Annotated in this window: 4 protein-coding genes; 3 read left to right on the top strand and 1 reads right to left on the bottom strand. The window is 68.5% G+C overall.

Going from position 1 to position 14,640, the window contains the following annotated elements; translation table 11 throughout:
• The first annotated feature begins 38 nt into the window (after nt 1–38).
• Nucleotides 39–926, top strand: a complete 888-nt coding sequence (locus AB0M11_RS03030; RefSeq protein WP_365700708.1) for a hypothetical protein — start codon at nt 39–41, stop codon at nt 924–926.
• 146 nt (nt 927–1,072) lie between these two features.
• Nucleotides 1,073–1,918, top strand: coding sequence for an FkbM family methyltransferase (locus tag AB0M11_RS03025; protein ID WP_365700706.1), 846 nt, complete (start codon nt 1,073–1,075; stop codon nt 1,916–1,918).
• 955 nt (nt 1,919–2,873) lie between these two features.
• On the opposite strand, the gene AB0M11_RS03020 is transcribed toward AB0M11_RS03025, so the two are convergent.
• A complete protein-coding gene (locus tag AB0M11_RS03020) occupies nt 2,874–10,511 on the bottom strand; it encodes a ricin-type beta-trefoil lectin domain protein (protein ID WP_365700704.1) in 7,638 nt (2,545 codons plus the stop codon).
• A 415-nt stretch (nt 10,512–10,926) separates the two neighbouring features.
• Between AB0M11_RS03020 and AB0M11_RS03015 the strand changes: the two genes are divergently transcribed.
• Complete coding sequence (locus AB0M11_RS03015; protein ID WP_365700702.1) at nt 10,927–14,505, top strand: FG-GAP-like repeat-containing protein; 3,579 nt, start codon at nt 10,927–10,929, stop codon at nt 14,503–14,505.
• The last annotated feature ends 135 nt before the right edge of the window (nt 14,506–14,640 follow it).

Genomic DNA, 14,640 nt, shown 5'->3' with positions numbered 1-14,640 from the left:
CAGCCCATCCCTACGCCGAGAGGTCCCGAGCCCTCCTCATGGTCAGCTCCCCGCACGAAGCGATGCACCGGATCTTCCAGCAGGATCCGGGGCTCTTCCCCCGAGCCGTAAGGGCGCTCGGCGTCTCCTTCGGCGATCCGGTCTCGGCGTCGCCGTTTCCCACGGACCTGACGGAGAACCGCCCCCTGGAACGCCGCGTCGACACCCTCCTCCGCCTCGACACGGTGAAGGACGGCAGCTTCCTGCTCGCTGTGGAGGCCCAGGGAGGTCAGGACGCCGACAAGCCCGCCAGCTGGGCCTACTACCTGGCGTATCTCTACGCCAAGTACAAGATGCCGGCGGTACTGCTGGTCGTCTGCCAGGACAGGAACACGGCCTCCTGGGCGGCGCGGCAGGTCAGCTTCGGTCCCCCGCAGTGGCCCACCCTCACCCTGCGCCCGCTCGTCCTGGGCCCGGACACCGTGCCCGTCATCGACACGCCGGAGGCGGCTGCCAAGGACATCTCCCTCGCCGTGCTGTCCTCCGCGCTGCACAGCCGCGCGCCTGAGTCCGATGCCATACTGAAGGCACTGGCAGCCGCCCTGAAGGGCCTGCAGGCCGACGACGAAGACACCGCGAGCATCTACATCGAGCTCACCGAACAAGGCCTGGGCAAGACGCCCGCCGCGGACCTTTGGAGGCACCTCATGGCCGTCGACCTCTCCATCTTCCAGTCCCAGACGGCCCAGGCCCTGCGCGCCGAAGGCCTCTCCGAAGGCCTCTCCGAAGCCCTCCTCGTCGTCCTCAGCGGCCGTGGCATCGACGTCAGCGACGAAGCCCGCGACCGCATCACCACCTGCGACGACCACGACACCCTCACCACCTGGCTCACCCGCGCCGCCACGGCCACCACCACGGCCGAACTCTTCGAAGACACAGAGGGGTAGACAGCCCGAGCGAAAGAGCGGGTTAATTCCAGGTTATTCGAAATGAACAAGCTCCAGAAATGCCACCCACAAAAACCTGTGCGTTGCCCTTTCTGATCATTTCGAAACCCTGTGACATTTTCTGACCTCGGCTTTACCATCACCCAATGCGTATTTCCGAGGTCGAAGCCGCCAACGCCCGCATGCTGGCCCACGCACCGTCGGTCAGGCCGGTCGCCACCGGGGACATCATCCGCGTGCACCGCAAGAAGTTCCCCTACCGGGGCTACGTGGAGATCGAGTCGCCGTACTGTCCGCCGTTCGTGATGTTCTGCGTGAACGACGATGCGGTGGCCATGGACACCCTGTGGAACGGGACGTTCGGCTACGAGCCCGGCACGCTCGCCACCTGGTCCCGGCTGGCCGCGCGGAGCTCGACCATCGCTGACGTCGGCGCTCACGTCGGCTACTTCTCGATGATCGCCGCGCACGCCAACCCGAAGGCGAAGGTGCACTCCTTCGAGCCGGTCGACCAGATCCACGCCCGGCTCTCGGTGAACGTCCGCTCCAACGGCGTGCAGAACGTCAAGCTCCACCAGGCCGGTGTCTCCAGCGAACCCGGCTGGGCGGACATCAGCGTCCGTTTCTCAGGGAACCTGCTCTCCACCGGCTCGACGCTGGAGGGCGGCGCCGCCCCTGACGCCCAGCAGAAGCGCATCCAACTGCTCACCCTCGACGAGGTGTTCGCCGAGACCAGGCTGGACCTCGTCAAGATCGACGTGGAGGGCCACGAGATGTCGGTGCTCCGCGGCGCCCGCCAGGTGCTGAAGCGCGACCGGCCGACCCTGGTGATGGAGGCCCTGGTCGACGCCGCCCTCGACGACCTCATCGCCGAGTTCGATCCACTCTGCTACGACGTCCACTGGATCGCCGAGCACGACGGCGCGCTGGTGCCCTGGAACGAACCCCGGCCGCCGCACACCCGCAACCTGCTCTTCGCGCCGCGGGACTGAGCTCCCACGGCATCAGGCTGCCCCACCCTTTCTTCGCCACCAAGGGCATCGACTGGCGCTCCGTACTCGCCCCAGACCGACCCCTCGACCAAAAGCCACCACCCGGCCCGGCTCCTCGACATCTTCAGTCGCATGATCACACCACTACACACCACCCCAGTCCTCGTCCTGGACGCGAGCGCCACTACGGAGTGGGACGCCCGGAACGGTCGTCCACCCGGGGAACTCAGCGACAAGGCCACGAAGTTTGCCGTCGAGTGCATTCTCGCGTGGGCCGCGCTCACCGGAAGGAGTTCCCGGACGGCCTCATCACGTACGCCGACCTGAAACAGCAGGGCCTGAGCTACCGGAACCGGGAACTGCGACTTGGCGTTCGACGGGCGGTGGTGCTGTTGAGGTCAAGCCGGTTCAGGGGGAAGGGTTGAAGACGGGATGCGGGCTGGGAAAGTCGTCAGGAAATATCGATGTCACCAACGCGCCTGTAAGAAGTTCGAAAACGATCCGGACAGACGGCCGACGAACCAGCATCACAGAACGCTGCCGCACTTCCAGAATGACCGTTGGCCAGTCATCCGGGGGCCCACTGGGGACCCACAGAAGGGAGTCACCATTGTCCGTCCCTCCCCACTGCATGAGTTCATCGGGCCGCACCCCGAACTCCGAAAGGCACGCCTCCAACTGAGGACGCGCACGGGCCCGAAGAATAGACTGAGCCACCTCAGTCCGGCTTCGGATGTCGAGGTAAGGGTTCTCGATCCCCTCCCCGTACACCCAGAGAAACTCGTCGAAGCATCCCACACCATAGGCCGAGATCATCGCTCGATGGCACCGGGGAAGGAGCGCAACCTCTTCCCCGGTCTCATCGCATGCTGACCAGGCCGACGCGGATCGCCCGTCCGGCACGGGGCAGAGAGCGATCAGTTCCTCCAGGTCGGTCATCCGTCGTTCCATGGTTCTAGATGTTCGCAAATCTCCCGAAGACAGACCATCCGAGGTCGTCAACGGCTTCGATCACGACGTGGCTCGGGATGACACCGCCATTCGCATATTCCGGTGTCACGCTCATCACGATCGTATTCCCACTGTTTCTCACATGATCAGCGATCATGTCCTCGAATGTGGAAATTGCTCCATTGTTCTGCGCTTGTCCTTGCGTCACAAGATTACGCAGATCTCTGCCACTTCCGCCGAACTGCCTTGCGATCAGATGCCCGCGAGAATGTCCGGCCGCGTCTCCCTGGAAACCGGCGGGCTTGTAGCGGCGCCCCGCCGAGCTCCCGATCTTGTCTGCGGCCGCGTCGGCCAGCGTCTGTGGAGAAACCTCGGCATAGGCGGGGCCCGCCCGCCCTGCGCCGTCCAGTTCGCTGTATGCCGTGTTGCAGTTGTGGACGAGGATTGGCGTATCGCCAGCCTCAACGTAGTACGTATGCGTGCTGGAGACAGTGAGGTTGTTGACCGTCGCCGTCTGGGTCCACGCCCGTACCGCCGTGATCTGGATGTACGTGCCGGCCGACGTCTGCAGCCAGTCGGCCGGGCGGAGTTCCTTCGCCTTGGCCCAGCGGTGCAGCTTCGGGAGCCAGATCGGGTGGCCGTCCGTCGCCGTGACGGACTTGCCGTTGGCCAGGGTGAGGCGGACCAGGTGCTTGGTGCCGTGGCCCCTGATGGTGGCCGTGACCGTCTGGGTGCCGAGGCCGCCCAGGACCGGGTCCGTCGACTTCACCTTGTCGCCGGGCTTCAGGTCCTTGATGGCCTTCGTCTTGCCGTTGGCCAGAAGGACCTTCGTGTCCGGGGTGAAACTGTTGCACTTGCCGGAGGACTCGGCGGCGTCCTGGCCCTCGTCGGAGGCCTTGGCCGCGTCACCCTCCTTCTCGGCGGCCTTGCCCGCGTCCTTCTCCGCCGTCTTCGCCGCCGATTCCTCCGCCGACTTGACGGTCTTCTTCTCGACCGCCTTCGCCGCCTTCTCCTCGGCGGTCTTCACGACCTTCTTCTCGACCGCCTTCGCCGCCGTGTTGACGACCGTCTTCTCCGCGGTCTTCACCGCCGCCTGTTCCGCGCCCCGCGCCAGGACCCCGCCGCCGAAGCGCATCGCGCCCCTCGCGGCGGCCAGGGCCAGGCCGCCCTCGCCGAAGGTCGCGACCGTGATCACGATCGTCGCCGCCGCCATCAGGCAGGAGCCCAGGGAGGGGTTGGTGGCGCAGCTGACGATGTCCGCGACGCCCGAGTACTCGTACGCCACGTGCGCGACGACCTTGGTCGCCTTCCACGCCGCGTGGGCGATCTGGGAGAAGCCCCAGAACTCGCCGTTCGGGTCCGCCTTGGTCACCGGGCTGTTGTCCGCGTAGGCGTACCCGCCCAGTTGGAGAAGGTCGGAGAAGTCGATGACCGGGTCGATGGTCGTGAAGCGGCCGGTCACCGGGTCGTAGTCGCGCGCGCCCAGATGGATCAGGCCCGTGCTCGACTCGTCGTCCCCGCCGATGTACGTCCGCGAGCCCGCCCAGGCCGCCACGCCGGCCAGGTCGCCGCGCAGGTTGCCCCACGCGTCGTAGGACCGGGAGGAGACCGCCATCCCGGACGCCAGTTTGATCTGGACCGTGCCCGTGCCCTGGGTGTTGGTGATCTGGGCGGCCAGGGTGTGGGCGGAGGTGGCGCTTGAGGTGTAGCGGACCACCGTCGGGGCGCCGGCCTGGGCGTAGCTGCGCATCGCCTTGGTGGCCGTCGTCGTCTGGGAACCCATCACCTCGGTCTCGCCGAGGTAGAGGGTCGTCCAGCCGCCGGTCGTCTTCGCGATCCGGTTGCCGTCCGCGTCGTAGAGGTAGGACGTGGTCGCCGCGATCGTGAACTTCTGCGTCGACGCGCTCGCCGTGCAGGCCGCCAGGGTCAGGTCGGTGCCCACGGTGGTGGCGGGGGCGTTGAGGCACAGTTTGGTCGCCGCGTTGTAGAACGTGCCGTCCGTGCGGAGCACGAAGGACTGCGCCGTCGCGTCCGGGACGCACGTCTGGAGAGTGACCGCCGAACCCGACGCGGTGCCCGCGGCCGTGGCGCACTTGCCCAGGACCGTGAGCTTGCCGCCGTTGGCACTGAACTTCTGAGCGGTGGTGCCGTTGCAGGTGTAGATCTGGATCGCGGTGCCGTCGGCCGTGAGGGAGCCGGCGTCGTCCAGGCACAGGCCGCCGGGTCCGGTGATCGCGCCCTTGCCCGCGCCGAAGCCGGAGACGGACGTCAGCAGGCCTTCGCCGTCGTACACGAACGACTGCGAGTCACCGTTGATCGTGCGGGTGTCGGTACGCCCGGCGTCGTCGTAGGTCGCGGAGTTCACCTCGGTGACCGTCTTGGTCCCCGAGTCCGCCGGCGTGACCGACTTCTCCGTCCAGCCGGTCAGGGTGTCCGGCCGGCCGGTGTCGCCGTAGGCGTACGAGGTCGAGCCGTCCAGGGCGGTGTTCAGGTCACCCGACGCCGTTCGCTGGGTGCTGTGGTTCGTGACCGTCGTGCGGTTGCCCAGGTCGTCGTAGCGGTACGACTGCCAGTACGCGAGGGAGCTGTACGTCGCCGTGCCCGTCGCGATCGTCGAGGTCGACGGGGTGGCGCCCACGCCGCCGGCGGCCGTCGCCGAGGAGTCCGTGGCCTTCCACGTGGTGCCCGACGAGTCCGTGCACTGCTTCGCCGTCGCGCCCGTCCAGGCCTCTACCAGCTGGCCGCGCGCGTCGTACGTGAAGCACTGGTTGTCCCAGGTCGTGGTCGACCCGGCGGTCGAACCCGTCGCCACCAGGCTGGTGTTGCCCGCCTGGTCGTAGGCGTAGGCCGTCTGCGAGACCAGGCCCTTCGCCGTCTGGGTGGCCGCGTAGGAGTGCAGGAGCAGGCCGGTGGGTTCGTCGTAGAGGGCGCTCGTCCAGACCCGGTACGGGTTCTTGCCCGTCGTGGAGCGGGTGATCTGGCCGTACGGGTTGTAGATCGCGCCCGTCGTGTACCAGTCCCAGCCGGACGTGGAGATCGGCAGGTCCTGGGCGTTGTAGCGGGTGATGACCTTCTCGGCGGTCGTCATGCCGCCGGGGGTCGCGGGCAGGGTCGTCGACTGGACCTTGCCGGTGGGGGTGTACGTGTACGACCAGTGGTAGGAGCCGGAGACGTTGTTGGTCTGGCCGCTGATCGCGGGGATCGTGACCGTCTTGCCGGTGAGCTGCCCCCGCTGCGTGTAGCCGGTCGCCTCGGTGACGATGTCACCGGCGGCGGAGCCAGGGGTGGTGTGGCGGACGGAGGTGGCCGGAAGGCCGATGCCGTTGGCCTCCGTGTCGTACGTCCACTCCACCGAGGGCAGGCTCGCCGAGCCCACGGTCATGGACAGCCTGCGGCCGAGCGCGTCGTAGCCGTAGTGCAGGACCTTGCCCGTGGCGTCCTTCGTCTGGGTGACGTGGTCCTGGTCGTCGTACCAGGTGCGGCTGGTGCCGGAGTCGGGGTCGGTGCTGGTCAGGACGCGGTGGCGGGAGTCGTAGGTCCAGGACCAGACACGGCCGGACTTGTCCTTGACCTGGGTGACGTTGCCGAGGGGGTCGTACGTCGTCTCGGTGTACGTGCTCGCCGAGCGGTCGGCGTTGGTATAGGTGATCTGCTTGACCGCGCGGCCGAGGGCGTCGCCGATCGTCTTGGTGGCGGTGGCGCCGGTGGGCGGGACGACGGTGACCGAGGCGTCGGTGTCGCTGTAGGTGCTCGTGGCGGACGAGAACTCGGCGTTGTGGTGCAGGGTGGTCGTCTTCACCGGGCGGCCGAGGCCGTCGTAGGTCGCCTTCGTCGAGTTGGGGATCGGCTGCTGGCTGGCCGGCAGGTACCAGGACTTCGCCGGCAGGCCGAGGACGTAGTAGCCGTTGTCCGTGCGGGCAGCGTTGCCGTGGTCGTCGTAGCGGACCGAGGTGACGATGCGGCCGAGGCCGGTTGCGTCCGGCGACTGGGTCTGGACGGTGCGCATCAGGCCGTCGTAGAAGGTGACCGAGTCGCTGTAGGAGCCGTTGTCGCGCAGGGTGCTGGTGGTGACGCTGGTGGGGGTCTTGGCACCGAGGGCGTAGCTGATCCTCGTCGAGGGCAGGGCGTCGTCGTCACCCGGGAGCCAGCCCGTGACCAGACGGCCGAGCTGGTCGTAGGCGTAACGGGTGATGTTGCCGTTGGGGTCCTTGGTGGTGAGGGTGAGACCGCGGGCCGGATCGAGGGTGATGATGGTCGCCTGGCTCTTGGCGTTGGTGACCGTGGTGCCGGTGACGACGTACGGGCTGCTGCCCGGGTTGTAGGCCGTCCTCGTCTCGTGGGCCGGGCTGGCGCCGTCGCTGACCTTGGTGGCGCGGCCGTAGGTGTCGTACTCGGTGAGCGAACTGGTGACACTCGCGGTGCCGTCGCCGTTGAGGGTCTTCTCGCTGGTCGCGTCGCCGGCCGCGTTGTAGCCGGAGGTGACGTCGGAGACGACCTTGTCGGTGGCCGCGGTGGTGACGCCGTCGCAGGCGGTCGCCGTGGTCAGGACCCGCTTGGGCAGACCGTAGAGGTTGGCCGACGCGTCGTTGGCGAAGGTGGTGAGGGTGCAGGTGGTGCCGGCGATAGCCGGGGTCGTGTCACCGGGGGACGACAGGGTGACGGTGGAGACCTCGCTGAGCTTGGCCAGACCGTTGTCGTCGACCGTCGTGGTGGTACGGGTGCCACGCCACTTGCCGTCGTAGGCGGTGAGGTCGTCGACGCGGCGGATGTAGGAGCGGCGGGCGACCAGGTCGGTGTCGTCGGTGCGCTTGCGGCGGGCGGTCTCCGTGGTGGCCCCGGGGACCGTGATCACCCGGCTGTGTACGGCCGCCGCGGCTTCGGAGGACAGGTAGGTGACGGTCTCGGCGGCCTGGCCCGCGTATTCGTCGACGTCGTCGGAGCTGAGGGTGGCGCCGGTGTCGTCCTTCAGGGTCTTTCCGGAGCCGCGCAGGTAGTACGCGGTCGACTTGGAGCGGGTGGCGGCGGGACCGTCGGGGTCGCCCACCTGCGTGGTGACGTAGGCGTAGCCCCGCCAGTCGCTGTGAGTGCGCTGCGAGGGCTTGGTGAACTCCGCGTCGCTCTTCGCCCAGTAGCCGCCGCCCCCGTAGGTGTAGGTGGTGACGAGGTCCGGTGAAGCGAGGGCGGACGTGCTGACGACCGTGTCCTGCTCGGTCACGCGGGCGACCGTGTACTTGTTGAACCAGGCCAGCGGCGGGTTCTCGACGGTGTCGTCGGCCGACCAGTGCACCGGATAGCAGGCTGCCGTGTTGTCGGCGATGTCGCTGTCCGCAGGCGCGGACGTGCACCCCTTGTTGTAGTCGACGACGGTCTTCTTGCCGTTCTCGTCGGTGATGCCGGTGATCCGGGGGTGGAGGTAGGTGAGTTCCTCGTCACCACCGCCGTCGCGGACCCGGTTGGGCATCGCCGTGCCGTCGAAGACGACGGAGGGCAGCGCCGCGCCCGGTGCGTCGTCCGGGTCGGTGGTGTCGGCGTCATAGGCGCCGTGCTGGATGCCGGACAGCCACATGCCCGGCGAGGTCTGGTACCAGCCCTTGTCGAAGGCCTGGCTCAGCGTCCACTCGTCAATCGGGGAGAGGGTGCCGGTGCCGTCCCGGTGCGCCCAGGTGACGACCTTCTCCAGGCGTTTGCGGGTCCAGAAGGTCGGGAAGGTCGGGCACTGCTTGGCGGTGGCCGACTTGCAGAGGAACGTCCGCGGGGTGTCGTACCAGACGCGGTACTTGTCGGGATCGTCGCTGGTGAAGTCGTCCGGGTCGCACTTGCCGTTGTTCGCGTTGAGGCAGCGCTGGTCGGTCCTGAACTCGACCTTGGCGGCCGGGACCGCGCCCAGGTCGTCCTTGTTCAGACCGTATTCGATGGTCAGCGGGTAGGACGCGCGGTCGTACTTGGTGTTCTGCTTCGTCGACTTGTTCTTGGCGTAGTAGTTCTCCTCCTGGTCGTAGGTGATGACCATGGCGTTGCCGTGCAGGTCGACGACCTTGTCGAGCTGCCATGCCCAGGCCTGGTCGCAGGAGGAGTCCTTGAATGCGGCCGCGTGGCACGGTTCCTTCGGGTCGTTGCCGAAGACCGGGACGGTGGAGACCGAGTCGGTGTCGGCGTGGCCGTGGCCGACCTTGTCCAGGCCGAAGTAGTACTGGGTGCCGTCGCGGGTGGTGGCGATCCAGTACTCGCCCTTGTCGTCGTCACCGCCGCCGTCGCCGTTGTCCGCGCCGGTCTTGAGCTCGACCCTGGTGCCGTCGTCCGCCTTCGGGTGCCACTCGCCGGTGCTGTCGCTGCGGACCAGCTCGACGGTGGTGCCGCCGAGGGTCATCACCGCGTTCGACGACGCCCAGCAGAGGTCGCCCGTCTTCTTGCTCTTGCCCTTGTTGTTGGCGTCGTCCCCGTCCTGGTCCTGGGCGCAGCCCCGGTACGACCGCTCGATGTGGCCGGGTTCGTACGACCAGCCCTCGCCGATCCAGGAGGTCTGCGGGTTGGCGGCGGACGTCTTGCCGTCCACCGCCTGGGAGTTGTACGAGAACGCGATGGCCGGGGTCGGACCGGCGGAGACCGGCGGGGTGTCGATGCCGTAGGTGTAGGAGAAGCCGCCTGAGGACGAGCCGGCCGCCCAGCTGCCCGCCGAGGAGAGCGGCGTCGCCCGGAAGGATCCGCCGGGACCGCTGCCGGTGTCGGTCGTGCCGAGGACCCCGCCCGCCCCGGCGGAGGCGGCTGCCGCCATCGCCCTGGCGGACGCGCCGTGCCAGACCGCCGGCTGGACGCTGCCCTTGCTCAGGGCCGCGACGGCGTCGGCGGTGGTCGTGCCGGTGGCGGTGTCGGCCGCCATGGGAGTGGACAGGTCCAGGGTCGCGCCGACCTTGGTCTCGCCCAGGTCGGTGGTCTCGTTGCCGTCGGCGTCCGTGGTCGTCGCGTCGGCCCGCAGGTCGGCCGAGTTGTCGAGGGGCTCCGGGGTGGCGCACGCCTCGTTGTCCGGCTGGGTGAGGAAGCACTCGGGGTAGCGGACCAGTTGGAGGCGGTCGGACCACTGGGCGCCGAAATAGTTCTTGAAGGCGGTGTAGTCGATCTGGACGCGGGCCGGTGCCGGTGTGTCGTCACTGGTGGTGATCTGCATCAGCAGCCCGTTGACGCCGGCCGCGGCGGTGTCGGCCTGACTGAGCACGTTGACCGACCAGGTGCCGGTGGGCTGCTCGGCCGCGTCGGCCGACGCCGCGCCGATCTTCACCGGGACGCCGCCGTCGACCTGGATCAGTCCGTCGGCGGCGGCGGCCAGCTTCGCCGGGGTGATGTCGGCGGTGCCGTCGGGTCCGGCGGCCGGGATGGTGGTGCTGCCGTCCGGCGGGTCGGTGTCGTTCTCGGCCGCGTCGATGGCGTACTGGCGTGCGTATCCGTCCAGGGACTGGTCGGCACCGTCCACCGGGTCGGTGGCCGGGACGTCCACCATCGCGGCGACATCGTCGTCCGGGGGCGGCTCGGCGAAGGCCTGGCTGTCCAGCACGCCTATGGAGAGGGCGAGGGACAGCAGCAAAACGCCGCCGGGCGCCATCGCGCGGCGGATCCCGCGGTGCCAGCGCAGACGTGATCGACCGAACACGAAGAAACCCCCCGGTGGGCACGGCCGGGAAGGCGCCCCGGTCCGGCGATGCGGATGAATCCGTCAGACGTAAGAACAGCCGCGCGAAAAGGTATGGAGAAAGTAAGGAGAAAACAGCGGGGATTATTGATCAACAGCCGAGCCGTGCGCCAGAGTGTTCGACTTCGTGTGGGATTGATCACTGACGGTAACATGACAAGAAGGCTCAACTGGGCACAGATCGGCGTCAGTTAAGGCCGGAATAAACCCCCGCGACAGCCTCGGGCGTCGCCTCGCGCCCCCAAGGGCCTTGTTCCGCGCACCCCTCCCGTTCATGATCTCCACACGGCCTCCCCATGCCTCGGTAAAAGCTCGTCAAACTGCCGTCCAGGGAGGGCCGTTCGCATGTCGCCACCGTCAGAGGGGAAACGGTCCGGTGTCCTCCGCTTCTTGGCCAGGCAGACTGAGCCACCGTCACGCGCGGCTGCTCGCAGGGCTGTTGGCGCTGATCGTGGCGGCAGCCACCGCCTGGGTACTGCTGCCCGACCGCGACGGCGACCCCGACACCGTGCGGCACGAGGCGAAGCCGCACCCTCGCACCGAGACCGAGGCCCGCGCTCTGGCGAAGCGCACCGGACAGCCCGTCGAGGTGGTCACCGCCCGCACCGCGAAGACCACGACCTGGGCCAACCCGGACCACACCCTCACCACCCGCATCCACGTCTCACCGGTGCGCACCAAGGTCGCCGGGGAGTGGAGGGCGATCGACCCGACGCTGCGGCGCACGGCCGACGGGAACTGGGCCACGACGGCCACGACCACACCGGTGGTGTTCTCGGGCGGGACGAGGAGCAGGTCGTCGAAGTCCACCGGTTCGGGCGCCGAACAGGCCTCTTACGTCCACCCCGCCGCCTACCGCGCCGACACCGCTGCCGACGGCTCGACCAGCACGCTCGTCACCCTCACGACGGCCGGTCACACCATCGAGCTCACCTGGCCAGGTTCGCTCCCCGCCCCCGAGGTCGAGAGCAACGAGGCGCTCTACCGCGAGGTGCTCCCCGGCGTCGACCTCGTCGTCGCCGCCAACGACGGCGGTTTCTCCGAGGTCCTGGTCGTCAAGTCGGCCGAGGCAGCGGCCAATCCGGCGCTGAAGACCATCTCCTACGGCCTCTCCTCCCCCGGCCTGACGATGAGGCTGGATTCCCGCAGCGGCTCCGTCCACGCCTACGACGCGGACGGCAACGACGTGGCGGCCACCCCGACCCTGCTCATGTGGGACTCGGCCGGCAAGGAAGCCGCCACCGACAACCTCACCCACCCCGACGGCGGCCCGGACGACCCCGACCCGGCGCCGAGCACCACGCCGGCGTCGTCCGCCGAGCCGGGTGCCACCACCGGCGACGACGCGTCGGACACCGCCCGGCACACCATCGAGGACGACCAGAAGGGCGACTCGGGCTTCGGCGACGCCACCCCCGAGCCGACCGCCACCACGGAGACCGATGGCGACGCCGCCGCCTCCCCGGCCGTGAGCGACAGCGCGTCCGCCGAAACCGCCACCGACCCGGCGACCACCGAACCGGCCGGCGACGAGGACGCGGTCGTCGTCCCCTCCACCACTGCCATCGACCGGGAGCTGCCCGGTCTCGCCGGTCCGCAGCCCGGCACCCACTCGTCCCGCATCGATCCCACGCTCGCCGACGACGGCACCATCACCATCACGCCCGACCGGCAACTGCTGGCGAAGGCGACCACCAAGTACCCGGTCTTCATCGACCCGACCACCAACACGGACGCGGGCAGCTGGACCACCGTGTACAAGCGCGGCAGCTGGAACACCGCGACCTTCTACAACGGCCGGGGCTTCAACAAGGGCACCAACGAAGCGCGGGCCGGCTACGAGTCCGACACCTACGGCACCAGCCGCTCCTTCTTCACCATGGAGTGGCCGGAGAAGGTGCGCACCACGGACGTCACCAAGGCCACCCTGAACATGAAGGAGACGTACTCCTGGTCCTGCACCAAGAAGGACGTCGAGGTGTGGCGGACCGGTGACATCGACAAGAAGACCAGCTGGTCCAACCAGCCCGGCTGGACGACACGCCTCGACACCAAGTCGTACGCCAAGGGCTACAAGAAGAGCTGTGCGGCAGGGAACACGGAGTTCGACGTCGAGGACGCGGCCCAGTACGCGGCCGACCACAGCCTGAACCACTGGACCCTGGGCATCCAGGCCTCGAACGAGGACGACCAGTACGCGTGGAAGAAGTTCCAGGCCACGAACGACAACGCCGGCCCGAACATCGACGTCACCTTCAACACCAAACCGAACAGGCCGGCCAAGCTCAGGATGAGCCCCGGCAAGTGCACCACCAGCTCGCCCTACGTGACGATCGGCGGCAACGACCAGATCGTCTTCTCCGCGGCCACCTCCGACCCGGACGGCAAGGACGACCTCGACGTCATGCACGTGACGCTGAAGAACGTGGGGACCGGCACGGTCTACAACCGTGAGGCGTCCGCCTCCGGCAAGAGCACGACCAGCTACACGTTCGACAACACCACCAGCAGCGGCGGCTACGTCCTCAAGGACGGGACGTACTCCTGGAACGTGTACGTCAAGGACGACACGGGCGGCAGCGGCGGCACGTCCGCCACCAGCTACACGTGCTACTTCAAGATCGACACGGTCGCCCCGAAGACCCCGATCGTCACGTCCGACGACTTCGACGAGGCCGACGTCGACAACGACAGCGGCGAGGACCAGTGGTCCAAGGCCACCTTCGGCCACTCCGGCTGCATGTCGTTCTGGAACCTCCCCTGGGACCGGGCCACGAAGTACGTCTACAGCTGGAACAACACCACCTACGACAAGACCGCCACCGTGGGCGACGGCACCAGTTGCACCACCGCATCGGGCGACGTGGTCAAGACCAACTTCTACACCGCGGTGGCCTCCGTCACCCCGCCGCTCGCGGGTGTCGCCGTCCTGTACGTCAAGGCCGTGGACGCCGCCGGCAACGCGTCGGCCGAGCCGAACGCCTACCGCATCTTCGTCAGCCCCAGTGACCGGGACGAGTCCGCCGCCGACCTCACCGGTGACGACAAACCCGACCTGCTGACCATCAACGAGTCCACGGACGACGACGGCACCCCCTCCTACACCCTGCGGAACTACCCCTCCGGCAAGGACGGCGACCTGTACGTCGGAATGAACCCGTCCTACGGCAAGGTCACCAAGAACACCGCCTACACCGACGGCTGCACCTCCGCCGACCTCAGTTGGAAGGGTGCGCTGATCACCCACACCGGCGACTACTACCCGGGCGACGGGCTCCAGGACCTCATCGCCCGCATGGGCGACGGCAGGCTCTACGTCTACCCCGGTGACGGCTTCGGAGGGTTCAACACCTGCGCCCGTCTGCCGATCCTGCTGCCGGCCAAGGGCACCGACAACAACGGGGCGAGCGTCAACGTCCCGGCCCCCTCCGCCTTCGACCAGATCCTCGCCGTCGGGGACGTGACAGGAGACGGCCAGCCGGACCTGTTCATGACCTCCGGCACCCAGTACTGGGCGTTCACCGGCTACACCGGCGGCTCCTTCGCCGGTGCCACCCTGCTGAACACCGGCAGCGCCTGGACCACCCGGGACCTGGTCTCGGTCGCCGACATCAGCGGTGACGGCATCCCGGACCTGCTCTACCGCTCGGACTCCGGCCGGCTGCTCCTGCGCAAGGGCAAGGCCAACACGGCCGGCACCGGCGTCGACGTCCTCTCCCTCGCCACCGCGGCGTCGAGTGCCGACGGCTCCGACGCCGAATACGCGGCCGGCGGCTGGTCCAGCACCGACGTGCCCCGCTTCTTCGCCGTCCCGGACGTCAACGCCGACGGGATCCCCGACCTGTACGCCCACCTGAGCAGCGGCAGCGTGCGCCTCTACTTCGGCGGCAAGTCGGCGCTCGGCGGCTACAGCACGGTGATCGGCACCTGGACCGGCAAGCTCGCCTTCGGCTGAGCCCGGCGCCCTGGAGAGCCGGCGGCCCCTACAGCCGCCCCCGCTCCCCCGGGGCCCCGGGTGTGTGGGGGAGGCCCCCCCCCTGGGGTTGAACTCCCCGCGCCCCCCCCCCGGGGGGGCCCCACCCCACACACC

It is taken from the genome of Streptomyces sp. NPDC051987, assembly GCF_040680735.1.
GTDB lineage: Bacteria > Actinomycetota > Actinomycetes > Streptomycetales > Streptomycetaceae > Streptomyces.
Note: the sequence above shows the minus strand (reverse complement) of the source record. Positions and strands in the feature narration are given on the sequence as shown.

Excerpts from the sequence above, each read along its gene's own strand:
- AB0M11_RS03030 (WP_365700708.1), top strand. The coding sequence starts at position 39 with ATGGTCAGCTCCCCGCACGAAGCGATGCACCGGATCTTCCAGCAGGAT.
- AB0M11_RS03025 (WP_365700706.1), top strand. The coding sequence starts at position 1,073 with ATGCGTATTTCCGAGGTCGAAGCCGCCAACGCCCGCATGCTGGCCCAC.